Here is a 22360-nt window from a genome sequence, read left to right as displayed (position 1 = left end):
TGCCCCGCGGAGACTCGCCGGGCCGGCAAGGCAACCTTTCGGGGCTGCGGCGCGTCATCGTGGGTAACGGATGAGAGAACCCCCGAGTACTGGCGCGGAGGGGAGGGAAGCAGCGATGGACATCAAGAACGAAGGCCCCACGTTGGTGCTGGTCGGTGACTTCGACGCGCGCACGTCGGGTGAGGTGCGCAGCGCGATCTACGACCATCTGCACTGCGACTACGTCTCGAAGCACCCCGAGCAGGCCGTGGCGATCGACCTCACCGAGGTCGACCACGTCGACCTGGTCGCCCTCCGGGTCATCGCCGTGGCCAGCCGCACCGCGGCCCGCTCCGGCCGGCGCATGGTGCTCCGCGGCGCGTGCCCCTCGGTCCGGCGGATGCTCCACCTGAGCCACCTGATCCGTGCGGTGGAGCTCGAGAACGAGCCCCAGCCGGCCTAGCCGGGTGTGGACAACCCCACACGACCACGGCGTTACCTACCGGTAGCAATCCGCCTACGCTTCGCCCTATGACCGTCCAGAAGGACCGCCCCTGGGTGATGCGCACCTACGCCGGCCACTCCACGGCCGAGGCGTCCAACGCGCTCTACCGCACCAACCTCGCCAAGGGCCAGACCGGCCTGTCCGTCGCGTTCGACCTGCCCACGCAGACCGGATACGACCCGGACAGCCCGCTCGCGCGCGGCGAGGTCGGCAAGGTCGGCGTGCCGGTCCCGCACCTGGGCGAGATGCGCAAGCTCTTCGACCAGATCCCGCTGGACGAGATGAACACCTCGATGACGATCAACGCCACCGCGATGTGGCTGCTGGCCATGTACCAGGTCGTCGCCGAGGAGCAGGGCGGCGTGCCCGAGGGCAGGGCGACGCCGGAGGAGGTCGCGGCGAAGCTCGCCGGCACCACCCAGAACGACATCATCAAGGAGTACCTCTCGCGCGGGACCTACGTGTTCCCGCCGGAGCACTCGCTGCGGCTGATCGGCGACATGATCGCCTACACGGTCCACCAGATCCCCAAGTGGAACCCGATCAACATCTGCAGCTACCACCTCCAGGAGGCCGGCGCGACGCCGGTGCAGGAGATCGCCTACGCGATGTGCACCGCGATCGCGGTCCTGGACCAGGTGCGGAACTCGGGCCAGGTCAGCGAGGAGGACTTCGAGAAGGTCGTCGGCCGGATCTCGTTCTTCGTCAACGCGGGCGTGCGCTTCATCGAGGAGACGTGCAAGATGCGCGCCTTCGTCGAGCTCTGGGACGAGATCACCCGCGAGCGGTACGGCGTGCAGGACCCCAAGATGCGCCGGTTCCGCTACGGCGTGCAGGTCAACAGCCTGGGCCTGACCGAGGCGCAGCCGGAGAACAACATCCAGCGGATCGTGCTGGAGATGCTGGGCGTCACGCTCTCCAAGAAGGCGCGTGCCCGGGCCGTCCAGCTGCCCGCCTGGAACGAGGCGCTCGGCCTCCCGCGGCCCTGGGACCAGCAGTGGTCGCTCCGGCTGCAGCAGGTGCTGGCCTTCGAGTCCGACCTGCTGGAGTACGACGACATCTTCGACGGCTCGCCGGTGATCGAGGCCAAGGTCAAGGAGCTCGTCGACGGCGCCAAGGCCGAGATCGACCGGGTCCAGGCGATGGGCGGCGCGATCGCCGCCGTCGACTCCGGCTACATGAAGCAGGAGCTGGTCTCCTCCCACGCTGCCCGCCGCGGACGGATCGAGGCCGGCGAGGAGATCATCGTCGGCGTCAACAAGTACGAGACGACCGAGCCCAGCCCGCTGACCGCCAACCTCGACGAGGCGATCATGACCGCCGACCCGAAGGCGGAGGAGGCGGCGATCGCCTCGCTCGAGGCGTGGAAGGCCGAGCGCGACCAGGCCCGGGTCGACGAGGCGCTGCGCAGGCTCGCGGAGGACGCCAAGAGCGGCGTCAACCTGATGGAGGCGACGCTCGCCGCGGCCCGTGCGGGCGCGACGACGGGGGAGTGGGCCGGCACGCTGCGCGAGGTGTTCGGCGAGTTCCGTGCCCCGACCGGTGTGTCCGGCGCGGTCGGCGTCGCCGAGGCGGGCGCCGAGCTGACGACCGTGCGCGAGGCCGTGCGCAAGACCGGTGAGGAGCTCTCCGGCAATCCAGGGGGCCGGCTGCGGCTCCTCGTCGGCAAGCCCGGCCTCGACGGACACTCCAACGGCGCCGAGCAGGTCGCCGTGCGTGCCCGGGACGCCGGGTTCGAGGTCATCTACCAGGGCATCCGGCTCACCCCCGAGCAGATCGTCGCGGCCGCGGTGGCCGAGGACGTGCACTGCGTCGGGCTGTCGATCCTGTCCGGCTCGCACATGGAGCTCGTCCCGGCGGTGCTCGAGGGCCTCAGGGCGCAGGGCATGGGCGACGTGCCGGTCATCGTCGGCGGCATCATCCCCGACTCCGACGGAAAGAAGCTCGTCGAGATGGGCGTCGCCGCGGTCTACACCCCGAAGGACTTCGGCCTGACCGAGATCATGGGCGGCATCGTCCGGGTGATCCGCCGGGCCAACGGCCTCGACTGATCAGCCGGCGGAGATCACCCTCGCCAGCGACTCCGGGTCGCGGCCGACGACGGTCGTGCCGTCCGTGGCGGTCAGGATCGGGCGCTGGATGAGCCGGGGCTCGTCGACCATCAGCTCCAGCCAGGCCCGGCGACCGGTCTCGTCCGTGGTGGGGAGCGCGACGCCGAGCTCGGCCGCGTCCGCCGTACGGGCGATGTCCCACGGCTCCAGGCCGAGTCGGGCGAGCACGTCCTCGAGCTCCGCGACGGTCGGCGGCTCGTCGAGGTAGCGGCGCACGGCGTACTCGACCCCGGCGGCGTCGAGCTCGGCCTGGGCGGTCCGGCACTTGGAGCAGGCGGGGTTCAGCCAGATCTCGATCACAGGAACTAGGGTTCCACGCATGGCGCGGGTGATCGTCGTCGGGGCGGGCGTGATCGGCCTGACCAGCGCCGTGCGCCTGGCCGAGGCCGGGCACCGCGTGGACGTGGTGGCCCGCGACCTCCCGCGCGAGACGACCTCGGCGGTCGCGGGCGGGCTCTGGTACCCCTATCTCGCCGGTCCGCAGGAGAAGGTGACCGGCTGGGCGGCGCGCTCGTTCGACGTCTTCACCGCGCTCGCGGAGGACGCAGCGACCGGGGTCGTCCTGCGCGAGGGGACGGAGGTCTTCCCCGCGCCCGCACCCGACCCGTGGTGGCGCGACGCGGTGCCGGGCCTGGCCCGGGAGACGCGGCTCCCGGCCGGCTACGTCGACGGGTGGACCGTGACGGCACCCGTCGTGGACATGCCGGTCCACCTCGAGTGGCTCGCCGCCCGTCTCGAGCAGCTCGGCGGAACGCTGACCCGGCTCAACCTGTCGGGCCTGCCGGCGACCGGCGACGGTGTCGACGTGGTGGTCGACTGCGCCGGGCTCGGCGCGCGGCTGTTCGCCGGTGATCTGTCGGTGGTGCCCGTGCGGGGCCAGGTGGTGGTCGTGGAGCAGGTCGGCCTCGACCGGTGGTGGCTGGCGACGAGCGACGCGACGCCGACGTACGTCATCCCTCGTGCGGCGGACGTCGTGCTGGGTGGGACCGAGGAGCACGGCGACTGGAGCCGGACGCCGGACCCGGCGACCGCCGACGACATCCTGGCCCGGGCAGCGCGGCTGGTTCCGGAGCTGGCCGGAGCGAAGGTGCTGCGGCACAAGGTGGGCCTGCGACCCGCCCGTCCCGAGGTCCGGGTCGAGCGGGTCGGCGACGTGGTGCACTGCTACGGCCACGGGGGTGCCGGCGTCACGCTGAGCTGGGGGTGCGCCGACGAGGTGGTCAGCCTCGTCGGGCCACCAGCAGCCGGGTGAGGGCGGCGACCGCGACCATCGCCACGGCGAGGAAGTACGCCGTCCGCGCGAACCCGTCGGCGACGCCCCAGCCGAGGTAGATCGAGCCCACGACCGCGGAGCCGAAGCCCAGCCCGGCTTGCATGACGGTGATCAGCAGCCCGCCGCCGAGACCGGCGAGGTGGCCGGGCACCTGGCTGAGCACGATCCCCATGATCGGTGACCACACCAGGCCGAAGCCCAGGCCCGCCAGCGCCATGGGGACCGCGACGTCGACGGGGTCGAAGGCGGCCATCGTGCTGAGGCCGGGGATCGTCTGCGGGAGCCACGCGAACCCGATCGCCCCGATGAGGGACCCCACGGTGAGGACCGAGGCGCCGAGCCGGGGGACCAGCCGGCCGGCCGCGATCGACGCGACCAGGAACGCCGCCGACATCGGGAGCAGGCTGACGCCGATCTCGAGCGGCGTGAGGCCGTGCGCCCCGGCCATGTAGGAGTAGATGAACATGAAGCCGCCGAAGGTCACGAACATCGGCGTCGCCACGGCCAGGCCGACCCGGATGCTGCGGAACCGGAACAGGCTCGGCGGCACGAGGGGGAGCGCGCCGCGCCGCTCGGTCCGCCGCTGCCAGGCGACCAGGGCCGTCGCAGCCACCGGGACCCCCGCCAGGCAGACCCAGGTCCAGGTCGGCCAGCCGAGGGCGCGGCCCTCGGTGAGCGGCAGGATCAGCAGCGTCATCGTGGCGAACAGCAGGCCCGCACCGGGCCAGTCGAGGGCCGTGCGGCTGGGCGCCTTGGACTCGGGCAGCCACCGGGCCACGGCGGCGAGCACGACCGCGCTCAGCGGCGCGTTGATCCAGAAGACCGAGCGCCAGCCGAGGTCGGAGCCGGCCAGGCTGCCGCCGACGAGGAACGCCAGCGACGTCGCGATGCCGGCGGTCGCGCCGAACCACGCGAGCGCGCGGGTGCGCTCCTGACCCTCGGTGTTCGCGTGGATGCTGGCCAGCACCTGGGGCGCGACGAGGGCGGCGCTGACGCCCTGGAGGAAGCGCGCACCCACCAGCTCGAGCGGGGACTGCGCGGCGGCGCAGACCAGGCTGCAGGCGGCGAAGACGGTGAGGCCGACCAGCAGCATCCGCTTGCGGCCGTAGGAGTCGCCGAGGCGGCCGCCGATGACGACGAGGGAGGCGTACATGACGCCGTACGCGCCGACGACGAGCTGGAGCATGCCGGGGGAGGCGTCGAGCTCGACGCCGATCTCGCCCAGGGCTACGTTGACGCTGAAGAACGACATGATCGGCACCATCAGGGCGCCGAGGGCCGCGGTGAGCGCGACCGGGTGCAGCCGTTGCTCGCCGGAGGTGGCCGCGGTGTCGGTGGCCCGCGGCAGACTGGATGACGTGGTGGTCATGGGAAGATCCTGGGGCCATCGTGATCCTGGTGGTGAGTGCCTGGTGATCCTGTTACCGCCAGCACCTGGATAACGGGCACCAGCGGTGGCAGGATCGACGCCATGTCCATCGCGACGTCCCGCCGGCGCACCGAGCTCGCCGACTTCCTGCGCACCCGCCGCGAGCGGCTGACCCCCGACGACGTCGGGCTGCCGACCGGTGGGCGCCGCCGTACTCCCGGCCTGCGCCGGGAGGAGGTCGCGCTCCTCGCGGGGGTCGGGGTGACCTGGTACACCTGGCTCGAGCAGGGCCGCGACATCAACGCCTCGGTCCAGGTGCTCGAGGCGATCGCCCGCACGCTGCGGATGGACTCCCAGGAGCGGTGGCACCTGTTCCAGCTGGCCGGCGTGACCATCGTGCCGCCGCCGTCGCAGTGTCCCGGGCTGCCCGCCGGCGGCCAGGACGTGCTCGACCAGCTCGATCCGTTCCCCGCGGCGATCGTGTCCTCGCGCTACGACGTCCTCGGCTACAACCGTGCCTACAACCGGATGATGGGCGACCTCGACGCCGTCGAGCCGGGAGAGCGGAACACGCTCTGGCTGTTCTTCACCAGCCCCTACATGCAGGGCCTCTGCCTGGGGAACCGCGACACCGCCGCGGCGCACCTGGTCGGCACGATGCGCGCCGCGATGGCGCAGCACGTCGACGACCCGCTCTGGACCGGCCTGGTCCAGCGGCTGTGCGAGGCCTCGGAGGAGTTCGACGCCATCTGGCGCCGGCACGACGTCGTCGACCGGGCGCTGCCGCTCAAGGACTTCACCAGCCCGGTCGGTGACCTGCACCTGCAGGTCACCCGCTTCGAGGTCGGCGAGAACGGCGGCGCGCGGATGATGGTCTACTCGCCGCGCGACTCGACGACGAGGGACCGGCTCGGCCAGCTCGTCGAGCACGACGCCGCGCAGCGGCTGCGCGCGGTCTAGGAGCCGATCAGAACAGGCGGTCGGTCGGGTCGTCGAGTCCGCGCAGGGCGTCGTAGTCGACGACCGTGCAGGTGATCCCGCGGTCGCCGGCGAGCACCCGCGCCTGCGGCCTGATCTCCTGCGCGGCGAAGATGCCGCGGACCGGTGCGAGCAGCGGGTCGCGGTTGAGCAGCTCGAGGTACCGGGTGAGCTGCTCGACGCCGTCGATCTCGCCGCGGCGCTTGACCTCCACGGCGACGCTCACGCCGTCCTGGTCCCGGCACATCAGGTCGACCGGTCCGATCGCCGTGGGGTACTCGCGCCGCACCAGGCTCAGGCCCGGCATCAGGTGGCCCGGGTGCTCGGCGAGCAGCTCCTGCAGGTGTTTTTCGACGCCGTCCTTCTGCAAGCCCGGGTCGATGCCGAGCTCGTGCCTCGAGTCGTGGTGGATCTCCTCGATCAGGATCCGGAGCGTGTCGTCGGACTTGGCCCCGCACACCGTCCACTCGATCCGCTCGACGCCGCCCTCGTCGAGGACCGTCGCCTCCTTGAGGCTGCACGGCGGGGACATCCAGTTCAGCGGCTTGTAGGAGCCGCCGTCGGAGTGGACGAGCACCGACCCGTCCGCCTTGATCATCAGCACCCGGGTCGCCATCGGCAGGTGCGCGGTCAGCCGTCCCGCGTAGTCGATCTGGCAGCGCGCGACGACGAGTCTCACGAGCACGGAGGCTACCGGGGACCCCGCGGGGCGCCTCGGCCCAGCCCACCTGTCTCGCATAGTTACCGGGCGGTAGATAGGACCCGTCGTCGATGTCACACTGCCGCCATGACCTCCAACGAGCAGATCTTCAGCACGCTGGTGCTCCCGTACCTCAACCACGCGGTGCGCATGTACGAGGCGTCGTACGCCTCGGCAGCCGACATCGACGCGGCGATGCGGTTCGGTTGCGGCTATGCCAAGGGCCCGCTGGCCACCATCGACGAGCTGGGTGCCGCCACCGTGCGGGACGGGCTGGACAAGCGGTTCGCCGAGACGACCGACCACCTGCACCAGCCGGCCGACCTCCTCGAGAAGCTGGCCTCCGAGGGCCGGACCTTCGCCGAGGAGGCCGCGGGCGGCGAGCCCGTCGCCCCCGAGTTCAAGCAGGACATCAGCCGGGTCGGAGTGGTCGGCACCGGGACCATGGCCTCGGGGATCGCGCTGGTCTTCGCGCAGAGCGGCTACGACGTGGTCTTCGTCGGCCGCAGCCAGGCGAAGCTCGACGGCGTGCTCGCCTACATCGGGAAGACCCTCGACCGCTCGGTCGCCAAGGGCAAGCTCGACGAGGGCGGCAAGGACGCGATCCTCGGCCGGCTGACCGGAGCCGTGGAGCGCGAGGCGCTCGGCGACGTCGACATCGTGGTCGAGGCGATCGCCGAGGACCTCGACCTCAAGACCGAGCTCTACCGGGACCTCGACCGGATCTGCAAGCCGGGCGCGATCCTGGCGACCACCACCTCGAGCCTGCCGATCACCAAGCTGGGCGAGGCCACCTCGCGGCCCGAGGCCGTCATCGGCATGCACTTCTTCAACCCGGCGCCGGTGATGAAGCTGGTCGAGGTCGTCACCACCAACGACACCGCGGCCGACGTCGACGAGACCGTCAAGGCGCTGTGCGCCAACGTCGGCAAGGTTGCGGTCTCCTGCGGGGACCGGGCCGGGTTCATCGTGAACTGCCTCCTGTTCCCCTACCTCAACGACGCCGTCAAGCTGCACGAGTCGGGGATCGAGATCGACACGATCGATGCCGCGATCAAGGAGCAGGCCGGCTTCCCGATGGGTCCGTTCGAGCTGCTCGACGTTGTCGGCAACGACGTCTCCCTGGCCATCCAGAAGGAGCTCTACGGCGAGTTCAAGGAGCCCGGCTTCGCTCCCGCCGAGCTGCTCGAGAAGCTGGTCGCCGACGGCAAGCTCGGCCGCAAGACCGGCGAGGGCTTCCACACCTACTGAGCGGACACCGCCAGGACGACGAACGGCCCCGCACCGTCCGGTGCGGGGCCGTTGCGCGTCCGGAGGCAGGTCGTCAGCGCGGCGTGCAGTCGCGGAGCGCGACGTGCTTGGTGCCGACGTCGTCGAGGTTCGCCTTCGCGTGCCGGATGGCGGTGTGGATGGTCACGCCCTTCCGCACCCCGGGTCGATAGCCCGCCTCGCCGTGGCTCCACTGCCGGAACACACCGTCGTCGTCGAGCCGGTAGGCGACGGCGAGGCAGCCGTAGCGCTGGATCCCGGCCTGCTTGCAGAACGGGTCCTTCGCCGGGCCGGTGTCGGCGCGGCAGAGCCTCATCGCCAGCCGGCGGGCGGCCGTCCTGCTCGGCGCGATGTACTGGATGTACACGTGCAGCGTCTTGACGTTGATCGCCCCGGCGACCCAGCAGTGGGGCGGCGTGCAGGTCGTGCGGGCCGATGGGGTGGAGCTGCGCGGCGCTGCGTCCGCCGCGGAGGACGACATCAGCGCGGCTGCCAGCAGGAGGGCGGTCAGGGCCGCGAGCATGCGGACCAGTGCGGCCGTCGATCTCATGGGACAACTGAACCACGTGGCTCGGTCGGAGCCGACGGAACATGCCGGGTCGGCGCCGGGGTCACCAGGGCGGACGGGCGACGGCCGCCGCGGCGGCCAGTGCCACGGCGACCGCTGCCCCGGTTGCGACGATGCGCCGTCGCCGCACCCGGCTCCTCCCCTCCCGCAGCAGCGCCTCCGGCGCGACCGACCACCGGTCGTCGGGCTCGGACGCCTGGGCGAGCAGGTCGGTGAGGTCGTTCATGCCACACCCTCCATCGCGGCCGCGGCCATTGACGGCAGGCCCAGGCGCGCGAGCTCGCGCCGGAGCGCGCCGATGCCGCGCGCGGTCCGCCCGGTGACCTGGCCCTCGGTGCACCGCAGCGCGTCGGCGGTCTCGGCGACCGTCAGCTCCTCGAAGCAGCGGAGCACCACGCATCCACGCTGCTGGGGTGGCAGCGTTCGCAACGCGACCGTCAGCGTCGGCTTGCCGGGCGCGACCTGCGGCCGCGGCTGCCTGCGCTGCCGGCCGATCGTGAGGGTCACCACCGCGCGTCGCGTGTACGCCGCCAGGCCCACGCCCCGCTCGAGGCGGGGCCAGGCGACGTACAGCTTGATCAGCGCTTCCTGCGTCGCGTCGGCCGCAAGCCCCCAGTCACCGGTCAGGAGGTAGGCGGTCCGCCGGAGGCCGTCCTGCACGGCCGCGACGAACTCGACGTACTCCGCGTCGTCCCGAGCCACCACGCGAATCCCCTTTCCCGAGCGCCTTCACTACGTCAACGCCACCTCCGGGCCGGAGGTTGTACGGCGCGGGGCAAGAACTTCCCGGGGCTAGCCTTGCCCGGTGACCCTGCACACCCTCGAGCTCGGTGACCACGGCAACCGTGTCGTCTTCCTCCACGGGCTGTTCGGGCAGGGCCGCAACTGGACCCAGATCGGCAAGGCGCTCGCCGGCGACCACCGGGTCACCCTGGTCGACCTGCCGCACCACGGGCGCTCCCCGTCGAGCGAGAGCTTCGAGTACGACGACGTGGTGGCCCAGGTCGGGCAGCTGCTCTCCGCCGAGGAACCGGTCGCACTGGTCGGCCACTCGCTCGGCGGCAAGATCGCGATGCTGCTGACCCTGCTGCACCCCGAGCTCGTCGAGCGACTGTGCGTGGTCGACATGTCGCCGGTCGACTACGAGAAGAGCCCGGCCGGCGGTCTCGCACGCTACGCGCAGGCGCTGCTGGCGCTCGACCTCGACACGATCGACAGCCGGGAGGACGCCGACCGCGCGCTCGCGGTCGAGGTGGACCAGCCGAGCGTCCGGGCGTTCCTGCTGCAGAACCTGCGCCGCGACGGCGACGGCTGGCGCTGGCAGGCCAACCTCGAGGTGCTCGAGCGGGACATGGCGGTGATCGCCGACTGGCCCGACGAGCTCGTCGCGGGCGCGGCGCCGTACGACGGTCCGGTGCTGTGGCTCGCGGGTGGGAAGTCCGACTACGTCACCGACGACTACGTACCCGCGATGTCGCGCTGGTTCCCCAAGGTCCGCCGGGTGACGGTGAAGCAGGCCGGCCACTGGGTGCACTCCGAGGAGCCCGAGATCGTCGTCGAGGCGCTCCGCCGCTTCCTGGTCTAGCCGACCTGAGGTCGGAACCCCCGATCATGTGTGACGCCGGGATATCCGGGAAGTTAGAGTCCTGTCCCCGTACTCGGAACGAGAGGCTTCTGAAATCATGCGTATGACCCGGATCCTGGCGGCTGTGTTGGCCGCCGTAGTGAGCCTCGCGCTCGTGTTCACCGTGGACCCGGCCGTGGCCGCCCAGCACGGGACCACCGCGAAGGCCGGCACGTTCGGCACGTTCAACGTGAAGGCCGTCGACCGCAACACGCTGCGTGCACACGGCCAGGCCTCGAACTGGCACCGCAAGACGGTGCTGATCCAGCGCCGCAAGAAGAGCGGCGGCCGGTGGGTGACCGTGGCCAGGGACCGCACCGACGGCGGAGGCCGGTTCTCGGTCGCGCTCCAGGCCCGCTCGGACATCCCGTGCACCGGCGCGCGGTTCATCCTCCGCGCCAAGAAGGCCAACCGTGCCTCTGCGAAGGTGGACGGCAGCGTCTGGTCGTGCTCCTGACCGCTCGTGACGGCATCTCGGCGCCCCCGCTCACCCGTGAGCGGGGGCGCCGCTGCGTTCAGGCGCCGGCGGCCTGCCGGGCCCGGTAGGCCGCGACCGCGTTGCGGTTGCCGCAGGCGAGCGAGCAGAACCGCTTGGACCGGTTGCGGGAGAGGTCGAGGACGAGTCCCTCGCACTCGTCGTCCGCGCACACGCCGAGCCGGGACATCTCGTCGGTGCGGATCACGTCGATCATCGCCATCGCGGTCTCGACGATGATCCGCTCGGGAAGCGGACGGTCCGGCTCGACGGCGTGGAGGTGCCAGTCGTAGCCGTCGTGACGACGGAGCTGGGGAAGCGCCCGCGACTCGCGCAGCATCTCGTTGACGAGGTCGACGGCGTCGTCGCGGTCCGCGGTGAGCAGCTCGCGCAGGCGCGGGAGGACGGCGTGCACCGCGTCGACCTCGGCCTGGTCGCCGTCGTGCCGGCCCGTGTAGCCGTAGTCGGAGAAGAACTCGTCGAGCTCGGCCGGCGTCGCCAGGGTGACCGGCTCCAGCGCCGAGTTGACCAGGGCGACGGCCGCCTGCAGGGCCATCGCGGTGTCATGGGCGAAAACCATGTTGACAGGTTACAGGCCCGCCAGTAGCGTCATCAGTCATGACGGCCGTGACTCATGACGCACCGGTGGCCAGCGCGCCCCGGCACACCACCTCCGGGCTCGGCCTGGCGCTGGTGTCGGCGGTGGCGTTCGGGCTGTCCGGCGCGCTCGCGCGGCCGCTGCTCGACGCCGGCTGGAGCGCGAGCGCCGTCGTCCTGGTCCGGATCGGCCTCGGCGCCGTGGCGGTCGTCCCGTTCGGGCTCGCCTCCCTGCGGGGCCGCTGGCGGCTGCTCCGCGCGAACCTGCCCACCGTGCTGCTGTACGGCGTCCTGGCCGTCGCGGGCGCGCAGTACTGCTACTTCTCCGCGGTGCGCACGATGGACGTCGGTCCGGCGCTGCTCATCGAGTACACCGCGCCGGTCGCGGTCGTCGGCTGGCTGTGGCTGCGCCGCGGCCACCGACCCTCGGCGCTCACGGTCGTCGGCGCCGCGGTCGCCGCGGTCGGGCTGCTGCTGGTGCTCGACCTGTTCTCCGGTGCCGACGTCGACCTCACGGGCGCGCTCTGGGCGCTCGGAGCGATGGTGGGCGCGGCGTCCTACTTCCTGATCTCGGCCGACGACTCCACGGGCGTGCCGCCGCTCGCGCTCGCCTCCGGCGGGCTGGTGGTCGGGGGTGCGGCGCTCGGGCTGCTCGCCCTGGTCGGCGCGCTGCCGATGCGCGCGTCCACCGTGTCGGTGACCTACGCCGACCACGACGTCGCGTGGTGGGTGCCGCTCGTGCTGCTCGGACTGGTGACCGCAGCCCTGTCCTACGTCAGCGGGATCGCGGCGAGCCGCCTGCTCGGCGCCCGCCTGGCGTCGTTCGTCGCGCTGAGCGAGGTCGTCGCCGCCGTGCTCTGGGCATGGGCGCTGCTCGCGCAGCTCCCCGGCCTCGTGCAGCTCCTGGGCGGCGCGCTGATCCTCGCCGGCGTGGTCGCGGTGCGCGCCGGTGAGCCGATGCCCGCCGATGCGGGTGAGCCCGAGCTGCTTTGAGGGAACCGGACGACGGCGCGCCGCGTCTGGAGGACATGCGCCTCCTGCGTCCCGGTCTCGTCGCTCTCCTCGCCCTCGTCCTGCTTGGCTCGTGCACGAGCGATCCTGACCGGCCCTCGCCGGGCCGCACGGCGGCGCCGCGGGCGGCCGCCGACTGGCGGACCGAGTACTGGCGCGACGTCGCGGTCGACGTCCCGGCCGGCTGGGGCTGGGGAAGCGTCCCGGTGGGCGCGGACCGGGTCGTCTGCGGGCCGGCTCCCGGGGGAGCGGGCTACGTCGGCCGGCCGATCGCGACCAGCGACCTGTGCACGCCGCTCGAGCTGCCGCCCGCGGCGCCGTACGTCTGGCTGGGCGCCGAGGTCGGACCGGGGACGGTCGACCTCGGCGAGGGTTGGGTGCAGCAGACCACGGAGGTCGCGGGGGAGACGATCACCGTCGCGACCGACGACGTCGCCCTCCGCGAGCGGATCCTCTCCTCTGCTCGACCCGCGGGCGGGCCCTGCGAGAGCAGCATCGACCGGGCGCCCGCGGGCCGGTTCGACTGGACGACCGAAGGTGTCGGCGACCTCGTGTCGGCCGAGCTGTGCGTGTTCCGTCGGGAGGGCCGGGGCGGCCTGGACCTCGCGTACGCCTCGGTGATGACCCGATCCGAGGTGCGTCGGCTGCTCGATGCCGTGCTGAGGGCTGACGCGGCCTCGCGCCGCCCGTGCCCGGAGGACGACGAGGTGCTGGTGGTGCGGAGCGTCTTCACCGACCGCTTCGGCCGCCCGGGCGCCCGGCTCCGGCAGGAGGTCGTCGTGCGGCCCACGTGCGGCGTCGTCGAGGTCGGCCCCGCGCCGCCGGCCGTCGTGCACCGACGGTCCGCGCTGACCGACGCGGTCACCCGGGCACTCTCCGTCGGGGGCGCCGGGGCGGTGTCGCGCCTGCTGATCGGTCCGCTGGGCTGAGCCGCCGGGCTAACGCTGGTCCTGCGCCCGGACCACGACCTCGCGGATGATCAGCAGCACCGCCGCCGCAGTCGGGATGGCCAGCAGTGCGCCGACGACGCCTAGCAGCCCGGCGCCGACGAGCGCCGCGATGACGATCACGGCTCCCGGCAGGTCGACCGAGCGGCTCATCACCCGCGGGTAGATGACGTAGTTCTCCACCTGCTGGTAGATCACGAAGAAGATGACGCAGGCGATGCCGCTCGGCACGTCGGTGGCGAACGCGATCGCCGTGACGACGACGGCGCCCAGCGTGGCGCCGATCATCGGGATGATGTCGAGCACCGCGACGACGAAGGCGAGCGCGACGGCGTACTGCCGGACGTCGGTGAACTCCAGGAAGACCAGCGACGAGAAGCCCGCGCACAGAGCGACCACGAAGGCGCCGGAGACGTAGCCGCCGACGTTGTGGATGACCTTGTCGCCGAGGAGGGCGACGCGGTTGCGACGGGATGCGGGAGCGAGCCGGTAGAGAGCGGTCGTGGTCGTGCGCAGCGAGGCGAGGAAGTAGAGCGTCAGCACGATGATGATGAAGGCGTTGAAGACCGCCGAGATGATCTTCAGGCCGAAGCCGAGGACCCCGCCGAAGAGCGTGGAGATGAAGTCGCCGTTGGCGACGTAGGCCTTCGCCTTGTCGATGATGTCGTACTCGTCGTTGAGCTCCTGGATCTGCTTGTTCTTCTGGAGCTCGTCGAGCCACATCGGCGCGTTGTCGGTCAGCGCGGTCACCTGGTCGGTGATCACCGGCACGATCGCGACGAGGAACAGCGCGACCGCGCCCATCGCGATGACGATCACCAGGGTCACGGCGAGCGAGCGGCGCAGACCGCGCCGCTCGAGGAGCTCCACCGATGGGTTCAGGCCCGCGGCGAGGAAGAACGCCACCACGACCAGCATGAGCACCGAGCCGATGCTCGCGACCGCCTGGAACAGCCAGTACGCCAGCAGCGCGCCGAGGGCGCCGACGAAGCCGACGTAGAACGGCGAGCGGCGGTCGAAGGGCTCGCCGGGGTCGCCGTACGGCGACGTCGTCTCCTCTCCGGCGTCGGGACCGGCCGCGGCGGCGCCGTCGACGCCGCCGTGCTCGGTCACCCCGTCCGGCGCCTCGTCCGCGTGGCCCCGGCCCTCCGGCGACGTGCGCCGCAGGCCGAGCCTCAACTCTCGTCCTCGCCGAAGTTCGAGACGAGGTCGGCGAGGGAGGAGAGCTGCGCGGTGATCGCGGCCCGGCGCTTGGTGAGCCGCTCCAGCTCGGCACGCGTCGCCGCGATCTCGCGCTGGCTCTCGGCCTCGCTGTTGGCGGTGATCGCCTCGGCCTGGGTCTTGGCGGAGGCGACGATCTGCTCGGCCTCGCGGCGGGCCCGGGCCACCAGCGCCTCGGACTCGCTCTGCGCCGCTGCCCGGTTCTCGTTCGCGCGCTTGGTCGCCTCGGCGGCGCGGAGCTCGGCGGCGTTCGCGCGCTCCTCGGCCTCCTGCACCAGGCGGGTCGTCTCGGCGACGGCAGTGTTGTGGTGGTCGGTCGCCTCGCGGGCGAGTCGCTCCTTCTCGACCGCCAGCATCCGGCGGGCCTCCTGGACCTCGCGGTCCGCCGCCGCGCGGGCCTGCTCGACCTCGCGCTGCACGCCGGCCCGCAGCTCGCTGGCCTCCTGCTGGGCGGCCAGCCGCAGCTGGTCGCTCTCGCGGCGCGCGGAGGCGCGGAGGTCGTCGGCCTCGCTCTGTGCCAGCGCCCGCTCCTGCTCGGCGTCGGCCAGCAGCCGGGTGCGGTTCTCCTCGAGCTCGCGCAGCTGGACGGCGCGCATGTCCTGCGCCTCGCGGGACGCCTCGGCGCGGATCGCCTTGGCGTCGCGGTTGGCTTGGTCGAGGATCTCCTGGGCGTCGCGCTCGGCGATCGAGCGGATCTCGTCGGACTCCTCCTCGGCCAGCCGCAGCATCGAGGTGGCGCGGCCCCCCAGGCCGGCGTAGGACGGCGTGTCCTGCTCCGCGAGCTCGGTGCGGAGCTTCTCGAGCTCCTCGTTGAGCTCGATGACCTTCTGCTCCGACTCGGTGAGGCTCGCTCCCAGCGCCGCCTTCTCGCTGCTCAGCTGCCGGATGTGCGCGTCCACCGCGGTGCGGTCGTAGCCGCCGCGCTTCACGACCGGCAGCGCACCCGGTGCGCCGCCGCCCGTTGCGGGACCAGCGGGCCGCGGTGCCGCCGGCGGGATGACCGGCCGGCTTGCGGAGGGCGCGCTGGGCTTCGGCGTCTGGGGCACGGCGGGGATCACCTGGGTCTGCTCGGCGTCCTCGCTCTGCTTGGCCTCCTTCGGCGGGGTGCCGGCGCCCGGCTCCTCGTCAAAAATGGACAGACCCTGGTCGCTCATGGGGGAGTTCCTTAAGTCGGCTGGGAATTCGGAGGGACCGGACCATCATCCCCGATCCGGCCCCTCGATCCCACCCGGGCTCTCAGACGCCGCGGAAAAGGTTGATCTTGTCCAGGTGCTGCTCGCGCATCTCGTTGTCGAGGACGCCAAGGCCCTCCTGCGGAGCGAGCGCGAGGACGCCGACCTTGCCCTGGTGCTTGTTGTGGTGGACGTCGAGGGCGGCCTGTCCGGTGTCCTCGAGGCGGTAGGTCCTGGACAGGGTCGGGTGGATCTTGCCCTGCGCGATGAGGCGGTTGGCCTCCCACGACTCGCGGTAGTTGGCGAAGTGGCTCGAGATGATCCGCTTGAGGTTCATCCACAGGTAGCGGTTGTCGTACTCGTGCATGTAGCCCGTGGTCGAGGCGCAGGTCGTGATGGTGCCGCCCTTGCGCGTCACGAACACGCTGGCGCCGAAGGTCTCGCGGCCGGGGTGCTCGAAGACGATGTCGATGTCCTCACCGCCGGTGAGCTCGCGGATGGCCTTGCCGAGACGCAGCCATTCCTTCGGGTTCTGCTTGGTGCCGTCCTCGTTCCAGAACTTGAAGTCCATCTCGGAGCGGTTGATGATCTTGTCCGCCCCCATGTTGCGCACGATCTGGGCCTTCTCCTCGTTGGAGACCACGCAGATCGGGTTGGCGCCGCCGTTGAGCGCGTACTGCGTCGCGAAGCCGCCGAGGCCGCCGGAGGCGCCCCAGATCAGCACGTTGTCGCCCTGCTTCATGTTGCCGCCGTTGGCGGAGACCAGCTGCCGGTAGGCGGTGCAGTTGACCAGCCCCGGCGAGGCGGCCTCCTCCCAGGTGAGGTGCTCGGGCTTGGGCATCAGCTGGTTGGCCTTGACCATCGCGACGTCGGCGAGGCCGCCGAAGTTGGTCTCGAAGCCCCAGATCCGCTGCGAGGTGTCGAGCATCGTGTCGTTGTGACCGTCGGGAGCCTCGAGCTCGACGGACAGGCAGTGCGCGACCACGCGGTCGCCCGGCTTCCACTTGGTGACGCCCGGGCCGGTGGCCAGGACCACGCCGGAGAGGTCGGAGCCCACGATGTGGTAGGGCAGGTCGTGGCGCTTGGCCAGCTCGGACTCGCGGCCGTAGCGCTCGAGGAACCCGAAGGTGGAGACCGGCTCGAAGATCGAGGTCCACACGGTGTTGTAGTTGATCGCCGAGGCCATCACGGCCACGAACGCCTCGCCGGGACCGAGCTCGGGCAGCGGCACCTCGTCGACGTGGAGGGACTTGCGGGGGTCCTTGTCCCTGGAGGGCATGCCCTCGAACATGTCGACCTCGTCCTTGTGGACCGTCACCGCCCGGTAGGACTCGGGGAGCGCGAGGTTGGCGAAGTCCTCCGAGGAGGTGCCTTCAGCCTGGATGGCGTCGAGGATGTGCTGCACGGGATGGTCTCCTGTGGTTGTCGGTCGTAGAAGCGGCCGGGGGCAAGATACCGGCTGGTAACGTCGTGGTGACGGGACTGTGGCAGGGGTCTCAGCGAGGATAGGCACGTGAGCGCCGGTCCAGCCATCGATCTCAACGCCGACGTCGGGGAGTCCTTCGGGCGGTGGACGCTGGGCGACGACGCCGCCCTCCTGCCCCACCTCACCAGCGCCAACGTCGCGTGCGGCTTCCACGCCGGCGACCCGCTGACGCTGTGGCGCACGGTCCTCGGCTGCGTCGAGCACGGTGTCGCGATCGGGGCCCAGGTCGGCTACCGCGACCTTGCGGGCTTCGGCCGCCGCTTCATCGACCTCGCGCCGGACGACCTGCGAGCCGACGTCCTCTACCAGCTGGGCGCTCTCGACGGGCTGGCCCGGGCCGCGGGTGGAGCCGTCGCCTACCTCAAGCCGCACGGCGCGCTCTATCACGCGGTGACCCGCGACCACGGTCAGGCCCGGGCAGTGGTGGAGGCCGTCGTCGCCTACGGCGGACTGCCGGTGCTGGGCTTCCCGGGCTCGGTGCTGCTCGACCTCGCCGCCGCTGCCGGGCTGCCGGTCGTGGCCGAGGGCTTCGCCGACCGGGCCTACCGCGCGGACGGGTCGCTCGTCCCTCGGTCCGAGCCGGGCGCGGTGCTCGACGACGCCGCGGCGGCCGCCGAGCAGGCGGTCCGGCTGGTCGGCGCCGGCCAGGTCCGGTCGCTCTGCGTCCACGGCGACTCCCCGGGCGCGGCCGCGACCGCCGCGGCGGTCCGGCGGGCGCTCGACGACGCCGGCGTCCGGGTCGAGGCCTTCGCATGAGCGCCTCATGACTCTCCTCCCGTACGGCGACCGGGCCCTCCTCGTCGAGGTGGAGACGGTCGACCAGGTGGTCGACCTCGCCGACCGGCTCCGCGGTGACCCCTCCGTCGCCGACGTCGTCCCGGGTGCCCGCACCGTCCTGGTGCTCGCGGCACCCGGCGTGCCGCTCGCCGGCCTCCGTGACCTCGTCGCACCCACCGTCCGGCACCTCGATCGGGCGGATCCGGGTGCCGGACGGTGGGTGCGTGACGAGGTCGAGGTGCCGGTGGACTACGACGGGCCGGACCTGGAGGAGGTGGCGCGGCTGACGGGACTGAGCGAGGCGGAGGTGGTGGCGGCGCACACGGGGACGCCGTGGCGGGTCGCGTTCGGGGGGTTCGCGCCGGGGTTCGCCTACCTCGTCGGAGGCGACCCACGGCTGCAGGTGCCGCGCCGCGACAGCCCCCGCACGTCCGTGCCGGCGGGCTCGGTGGGGCTGGCGGGGGAGTTCAGCGGCGTCTACCCGCGGTCCTCGCCGGGCGGCTGGCAGCTGATCGGGCGCACCGACCTCGCGATGTGGGACGTCGAGCGCGACCCGCCGGCGCTGCTGGCGGCGGGCGCGACGGTCAGGTTCGTGTCCTCGTGACCGAGCTGGTGGTGCACCGGGCCGGTGTGGTCCTGGTGCAGGACGCCGGGCGTGCGGGGCAGGCGGCGATCGGCGTGGGTCGCTCGGGGGCGGCCGACCAGTCGGCGTACGCGCTCGGGAACCGGCTGGTCGGCAACCGGCCGGGCGCCGCGTCGCTCGAGGTGCTGCTGGGTGAGCTGGAGCTCGAGGCGACTGCCACGTCCTGGCTGTGCGTGACCGGCGCACCGGCGCCGCTGAGCGTCGACGGCCGCACCGAGCCGGCCGGCACCGTCGTCGCGCTGCGCGCCGGGCAACGGCTCCGGCTCGGGACCCCTGCCGCGGGCGTGCGGTCCTATCTGTCGGTCCGCGGCGGCCTCGACGTCCCGCCGGTGCTCGGGTCCCGTGCCCACGACACGCTCGCGGGCATCGGGCCGGGGCCGGTGGAGGCCGGGGCCCGGTTGCCCCTGGGAGACGACGGTGCCGAGGCGATCCGCGTCGAGGCGGTGCCGGCGGCGACCTACGATCCCTCGCCGGTGCTCCGGGTCGTGCGCGGACCTCGCGACGACTGGATCGCCGACGCCGAGCGGCTGGTGGCGGAGACCTGGACGGTCGCGCCGGACTCCGACCGGGTCGGCCTGCGCCTCGCCGGAGCCCGCCTCGCCCTCCGCGACCCGGACCGCCAGCTGCCCAGCGAGGGGGCCGTCCGCGGCGCGATCCAGGTGCCGCCGTCCGGTGAGCCGGTCGTCCTCGGCCCGGACCATCCGGTGACCGGGGGCTACCCGGTCGTCGGCGTCGTGGTCGACCGGGACACGGACCGGCTGGCCCAGCTGCGGCCGGGGGAGACGGTCCGGTTCCGGTGGGAGTGACGGCTCGACCACTATCCGTCGGAGCATCCATACTCCTCGCGTGATGCAGCGTCCGGCCGAGCTCGAGGCGATCCGCAGCGGAGAAGTCGACCTCGCCTTCCGCCGCTGGGACCGGCCCCGGGTCAAGGTGGGGACGCAGCTGCGGACCGGAGTCGGGCTGCTCGAGGTCACCAGCGTCGACCAAGTACCGGTCGGCCGCCTGCGCGCGGAGGACGCCCGGCGCTGCGGCGCCCCCTCGCTCGCGCAGCTGCGGGCGGCGCTCGCGGCGCGGTCGGACCGGCCGGTCTTCCGGGTCGGGCTGCGGTACGCCGGACGCGACCCCCGGGAGCAGCTGCGCGAGACGGTCCCCACCGATCAGGAGATCGGCGAGATCCTCGCCCGCCTCGACCGGCTCGACGCCGCGTCCCCGATCGGGCCCTGGACCCGGACGACGCTGCGCATCATCGACGCGAACCCGGAGGTCCGTGCGCCCGACCTGGCCGCCGAGCTGGGGCGGCCGACGGCGGAGTTCAAGCGCGACGTGCGCAAGCTCAAGGAGCGCGGGCTGACCGAGTCGCTGGCGATCGGCTACCGGCTCTCACCGCGCGGCGAGAAGGTGCTCGACCACGAGGACGGCCCCCGCCGCCGGGCGCCTCGGCGGGAGGGCACCCCGCTGCCCCGGACGATCGGGGCGCCGGCCACGCGGGCCCTGCGCGCCGTCGACGTGCACACGTTGGAAGCGGTGACGGGCTGGCGCCGCGCCGACCTCGCGGCGCTCCACGGCGTCGGGCCCGTGGCGCTGGACCGGCTCACCGCCGCCCTCGCCGAGCGGGGCCTCGGCTTCGCGGGCGCCTGACCCGCGGCGTCGGTGCTCGCTGTGCTCGCCCTGAGCGGGCTCTAGGTTTCGAGACGGCTCGCGCAGCCCGTCGCTGCGCTCCGGTCTGCGCCGACCCTCCTCAACCTCTTCGCCTGATCGCTCAGTGCTCGCTTCGCTCGCCCTGAGCGGGCTCTAGGTTTCGAGACGGCTCGCGCAGCCCGTCGCTGCGCTCCGGTCTGCGCCGACCCTCCTCAACCTCTTCGCCTGATCGCTCAGTGCTCGCTTCGCTCGCCCTGAGCGGGCTCGACGAGCTCGACCAGGACGCCGCCGGCGTCCTTGGGGTGGATGAAGTTCACCCGGCTGTTCGCGGTGCCGCGCTTCGGGTCGTCGTACAGCAGCCGCAGGCCGCGCTCGCGCAGCGTCGCGCACACCGCGTCGATGTCCTCGACCCGGTAGGCCAGCTGCTGGAGGCCCGGGCCGCTCCGGTCGAGGAACTTCGCGATGGTGGAGTCGGGGGAGAGCGGCGCGAGCAGCTGGATGCAGGAGTCGGTGTCACCGACCCGCACCATCGCCTCGCGGACGCCCTGCTCCTCGTTGGTCTCCTCGTGCGCCACCGTCATGCCGTACTTCTCGGTGTAGAAGGCCTTGGCCTCGTCCAGGTCCGGGACGGCGATCCCGACGTGGTCGATGGCGGTGAAGAGGTGCTGTACGTCGCTGATGCTCATGCGGCCATTGTGCCGACCCGGGAGCGGTGCTTTCGTGTGACGAGCGACTCATGGACCCCCCTGCGCGAGGAGGCGACCCACGAGTAACGTCTGAGCAGTTCACCCTCATTACTTCTGCGGAGGCACCATGTCGGACAACCCGAGCGTCATCGTCGCCGGGGCGCGCACGCCCATCGGCCGCCTGCTGGGCGGTCTCAAGACCCTGTCCGCGGCGGACCTCGGCGGCGTCGCCATCAAGGGCGCGCTGGAGAAGGCCGGCGTGGGCGCCGACCAGGTCGACTACGTGATCATGGGCCAGGTCATCCAGGCCGGCGCCGGCCAGAACCCGGCCCGCATGGCCGCGCACAAGGCCGGCGTCCCGATGAGTGTCCCGTCGATCACGGTCAACAAGGTCTGCCTGTCCGGCCTCAACGCGATCGCGACCGCCGACCAGATGATCCGCGCGGGCGAGGTCGACATCGTCGTCGCCGGCGGCATGGAGTCGATGACCAACGCCCCGCACCTGCTGCCGAAGTCCCGCGAGGGCTTCAAGTACGGCGACGTGAACCTCGTGGACTCGATGGCCTACGACGCCCTCTTCGACCAGTTCACCCAGCAGGCGATGGGCCTCCTCACCGAGGAGTGCAACGCCGCCGCCGCGAACCTGACCCGTGACGAGCAGGACGAGTTCTCGGCCCAGTCGCACCAGAAGGCCGCCGTGGCCTGGAAGAACGGTGTCTTCGACGAGGAGGTCGTGCCCGTCGAGATCCCGCAGCGCAAGGGCGACCCGATCCTGGTCAAGGAGGACGAGGGCGTCCGCGGCGACACCACCGCCGAGTCGCTGGGCAAGCTGCGCCCGGCGTTCTCCAAGGAGGGCACCATCACCGCCGGCTCCTCCTCCCAGATCTCCGACGGCGCGTGCGCCGTCGTGGTGATGAGCAAGGCGAAGGCCGAGGAGCTCGGCCTCGACTACCTCTGCGAGATCGGCGCCCACGGCATGGTGGCCGGCCCCGACTCGACCCTCCAGCTGCAGCCGGCGGCCGCGACCGCGAAGGCCTGCGAGAAGGAGGGCATCGCCCCGTCCGACCTCGACCTGGTCGAGTTCAACGAGGCGTTCGCCGCGGTCGGGATCTCCTCGGCCCGCGAGCTCGGCATCGACAACGCCAAGGTCAACGTGAACGGCGGCGCGATCGCGCTCGGCCACCCGGTCGGCATGTCCGGCGCCCGCGTGGTCCTGCACCTCGCGCTCGAGCTGAAGCGCCGCGGTGGCGGCACCGGTGCCGCCGCGCTGTGCGGTGGCGGCGGCCAGGGCGACGCGCTCGTCGTGCGCGTGCCGAAGTCCTGAATCG

25 protein-coding genes are annotated in these 22360 nt (G+C 72.3%); 14 read left to right on the top strand and 11 right to left on the bottom strand.

The genetic code is table 11. The annotated features are described in order from the left end of the window. Window positions 1-115: 115 nt before the first annotated feature. Window positions 116-442, top strand: coding sequence for an STAS domain-containing protein (locus tag ABD709_RS13930; protein WP_344776399.1), 327 nt, complete (start codon window positions 116-118; stop codon window positions 440-442). 68 nt (window positions 443-510) lie between these two features. Then, window positions 511-2535 (top strand): protein meaA, encoded by a 2025-nt coding sequence (locus ABD709_RS13925; protein WP_344776397.1) that lies wholly within the window; start codon window positions 511-513, stop codon window positions 2533-2535. Here ABD709_RS13925 and ABD709_RS13920 read toward each other — a convergent pair whose 3' ends face one another. Then, window positions 2536-2895, bottom strand: coding sequence for an ArsC/Spx/MgsR family protein (locus ABD709_RS13920; protein ID WP_344776396.1), 360 nt, complete (start codon window positions 2893-2895; stop codon window positions 2536-2538). 19 nt (window positions 2896-2914) lie between these two features. On the opposite strand from ABD709_RS13920, the gene ABD709_RS13915 reads away from it, so the two are divergent. Next, window positions 2915-3847: an FAD-dependent oxidoreductase gene (locus tag ABD709_RS13915; protein WP_344776394.1), complete on the top strand. Its 933-nt coding sequence runs from the start codon at window positions 2915-2917 to the stop codon at window positions 3845-3847. Here the strand turns inward: ABD709_RS13915 and ABD709_RS13910 are convergent. Beyond that, window positions 3816-5237 carry an MFS transporter gene (locus tag ABD709_RS13910; RefSeq protein WP_344776392.1) on the bottom strand — a complete coding sequence of 474 codons (1422 nt, stop codon included), beginning with the start codon at window positions 5235-5237 and terminating at the stop codon, window positions 3816-3818. The two genes, ABD709_RS13915 and ABD709_RS13910, sit on opposite strands and share 32 nt — an antisense overlap. 102 nt (window positions 5238-5339) lie before the next feature. Between ABD709_RS13910 and ABD709_RS13905 the strand changes: the two genes are divergently transcribed. Beyond that, on the top strand, window positions 5340-6197 hold the full coding sequence (locus ABD709_RS13905) for a helix-turn-helix transcriptional regulator (protein ID WP_344776390.1): 858 nt from the start codon (window positions 5340-5342) through the stop codon (window positions 6195-6197). 7 nt (window positions 6198-6204) lie between these two features. On the opposite strand, the gene nucS is transcribed toward ABD709_RS13905, so the two are convergent. After that, window positions 6205-6954, bottom strand: a complete 750-nt coding sequence (gene nucS, locus ABD709_RS13900) for an endonuclease NucS (protein WP_425575138.1) — start codon at window positions 6952-6954, stop codon at window positions 6205-6207. A gap of 48 nt (window positions 6955-7002) precedes the next feature. Here nucS and ABD709_RS13895 point away from each other — a divergent pair, with 48 nt between their 5' ends. Next, a complete protein-coding gene (locus ABD709_RS13895) occupies window positions 7003-8166 on the top strand; it encodes a 3-hydroxyacyl-CoA dehydrogenase NAD-binding domain-containing protein (protein WP_344776386.1) in 1164 nt (387 codons plus the stop codon). Between the two features lie 73 nt (window positions 8167-8239). Here ABD709_RS13895 and ABD709_RS13890 read toward each other — a convergent pair whose 3' ends face one another. From ABD709_RS13890 to ABD709_RS13880, 3 genes are all read right to left on the bottom strand, one after another. After that, on the bottom strand, window positions 8240-8734 hold the full coding sequence (locus ABD709_RS13890; RefSeq protein ID WP_344776384.1) for a hypothetical protein: 495 nt from the start codon (window positions 8732-8734) through the stop codon (window positions 8240-8242). Between the two features lie 61 nt (window positions 8735-8795). Beyond that, on the bottom strand, window positions 8796-8978 hold the full coding sequence (locus ABD709_RS13885; RefSeq protein WP_344776382.1) for a hypothetical protein: 183 nt from the start codon (window positions 8976-8978) through the stop codon (window positions 8796-8798). Continuing rightward, complete coding sequence (locus ABD709_RS13880) at window positions 8975-9457, bottom strand: sigma factor-like helix-turn-helix DNA-binding protein (RefSeq protein ID WP_344776380.1); 483 nt, start codon at window positions 9455-9457, stop codon at window positions 8975-8977. Before ABD709_RS13880 ends, ABD709_RS13885 begins: the two co-directional genes overlap by 4 nt. 100 nt (window positions 9458-9557) lie before the next feature. On the opposite strand from ABD709_RS13880, the gene ABD709_RS13875 reads away from it, so the two are divergent. Both ABD709_RS13875 and ABD709_RS13870 read left to right on the top strand, forming a co-directional pair. Further along, window positions 9558-10337, top strand: a complete 780-nt coding sequence (locus ABD709_RS13875) for an alpha/beta fold hydrolase (RefSeq protein WP_344776378.1) — start codon at window positions 9558-9560, stop codon at window positions 10335-10337. A 97-nt stretch (window positions 10338-10434) separates the two neighbouring features. Then, on the top strand, window positions 10435-10833 hold the full coding sequence (locus tag ABD709_RS13870; protein ID WP_344776376.1) for a hypothetical protein: 399 nt from the start codon (window positions 10435-10437) through the stop codon (window positions 10831-10833). 58 nt (window positions 10834-10891) lie between these two features. Here ABD709_RS13870 and ABD709_RS13865 read toward each other — a convergent pair whose 3' ends face one another. After that, window positions 10892-11431 carry a CGNR zinc finger domain-containing protein gene (locus tag ABD709_RS13865; protein ID WP_344776374.1) on the bottom strand — a complete coding sequence of 180 codons (540 nt, stop codon included), beginning with the start codon at window positions 11429-11431 and terminating at the stop codon, window positions 10892-10894. A 38-nt stretch (window positions 11432-11469) separates the two neighbouring features. Here ABD709_RS13865 and ABD709_RS13860 point away from each other — a divergent pair, with 38 nt between their 5' ends. Together ABD709_RS13860 and ABD709_RS13855 are read left to right on the top strand one after the other, a co-directional pair. Further along, entirely contained in the window at window positions 11470-12441 is a 972-nt protein-coding gene (locus tag ABD709_RS13860) for an EamA family transporter (RefSeq protein WP_344776372.1), read from the top strand. Window positions 12442-12476: 35 nt separating this feature from the next. Then, the gene (locus ABD709_RS13855; RefSeq protein ID WP_344776370.1) at window positions 12477-13388 is read left to right on the top strand and encodes a hypothetical protein; all 912 of its coding nucleotides are present in this window, start codon (window positions 12477-12479) and stop codon (window positions 13386-13388) included. Between the two features lie 9 nt (window positions 13389-13397). Here ABD709_RS13855 and ABD709_RS13850 read toward each other — a convergent pair whose 3' ends face one another. The 3 genes from ABD709_RS13850 to ccrA all read right to left on the bottom strand — a co-directional run bounded on the left by ABD709_RS13850 (window position 13398) and on the right by ccrA (window position 17204). After that, on the bottom strand, window positions 13398-14585 hold the full coding sequence (locus ABD709_RS13850; protein ID WP_344776368.1) for an AI-2E family transporter: 1188 nt from the start codon (window positions 14583-14585) through the stop codon (window positions 13398-13400). Further along, the gene (locus ABD709_RS13845) at window positions 14582-15781 is read right to left on the bottom strand and encodes a coiled-coil domain-containing protein (RefSeq protein WP_344776366.1); all 1200 of its coding nucleotides are present in this window, start codon (window positions 15779-15781) and stop codon (window positions 14582-14584) included. Before ABD709_RS13845 ends, ABD709_RS13850 begins: the two co-directional genes overlap by 4 nt. A gap of 82 nt (window positions 15782-15863) precedes the next feature. Next, entirely contained in the window at window positions 15864-17204 is a 1341-nt protein-coding gene (gene ccrA / locus ABD709_RS13840; protein WP_344776364.1) for a crotonyl-CoA carboxylase/reductase, read from the bottom strand. A 108-nt stretch (window positions 17205-17312) separates the two neighbouring features. Between ccrA and ABD709_RS13835 the strand changes: the two genes are divergently transcribed. The 4 genes from ABD709_RS13835 to ABD709_RS13820 are packed head-to-tail and all read left to right on the top strand — an operon-like array spanning window position 17313 to window position 20346. Next, window positions 17313-18041: a LamB/YcsF family protein gene (locus tag ABD709_RS13835; RefSeq protein ID WP_344776362.1), complete on the top strand. Its 729-nt coding sequence runs from the start codon at window positions 17313-17315 to the stop codon at window positions 18039-18041. A gap of 7 nt (window positions 18042-18048) precedes the next feature. After that, the gene (gene pxpB / locus ABD709_RS13830) at window positions 18049-18666 is read left to right on the top strand and encodes a 5-oxoprolinase subunit PxpB (protein WP_344776360.1); all 618 of its coding nucleotides are present in this window, start codon (window positions 18049-18051) and stop codon (window positions 18664-18666) included. Then, window positions 18663-19511 carry a 5-oxoprolinase subunit C family protein gene (locus ABD709_RS13825; RefSeq protein WP_344776358.1) on the top strand — a complete coding sequence of 283 codons (849 nt, stop codon included), beginning with the start codon at window positions 18663-18665 and terminating at the stop codon, window positions 19509-19511. Before pxpB ends, ABD709_RS13825 begins: the two co-directional genes overlap by 4 nt. Window positions 19512-19551: 40 nt before the next feature. Continuing rightward, window positions 19552-20346, top strand: a complete 795-nt coding sequence (locus ABD709_RS13820) for a hypothetical protein (RefSeq protein WP_344776356.1) — start codon at window positions 19552-19554, stop codon at window positions 20344-20346. Window positions 20347-20579: 233 nt separating this feature from the next. On the opposite strand, the gene mce is transcribed toward ABD709_RS13820, so the two are convergent. Then, window positions 20580-21032, bottom strand: a complete 453-nt coding sequence (gene mce, locus ABD709_RS13815; protein WP_344776354.1) for a methylmalonyl-CoA epimerase — start codon at window positions 21030-21032, stop codon at window positions 20580-20582. 127 nt (window positions 21033-21159) lie between these two features. Between mce and ABD709_RS13810 the strand changes: the two genes are divergently transcribed. Next, complete coding sequence (locus tag ABD709_RS13810; protein WP_344776352.1) at window positions 21160-22356, top strand: acetyl-CoA C-acetyltransferase; 1197 nt, start codon at window positions 21160-21162, stop codon at window positions 22354-22356. The last annotated feature ends 4 nt before the right edge of the window (window positions 22357-22360 follow it).

The organism is Nocardioides panacisoli (genome assembly GCF_039537325.1).
In the GTDB taxonomy this organism is placed as follows: Bacteria; Actinomycetota; Actinomycetes; order Propionibacteriales; family Nocardioidaceae; genus Nocardioides; species Nocardioides panacisoli.
The sequence above is the reverse complement of the archived record's forward strand: the minus strand, read 5'-3'. Positions and strand labels throughout refer to the sequence as shown.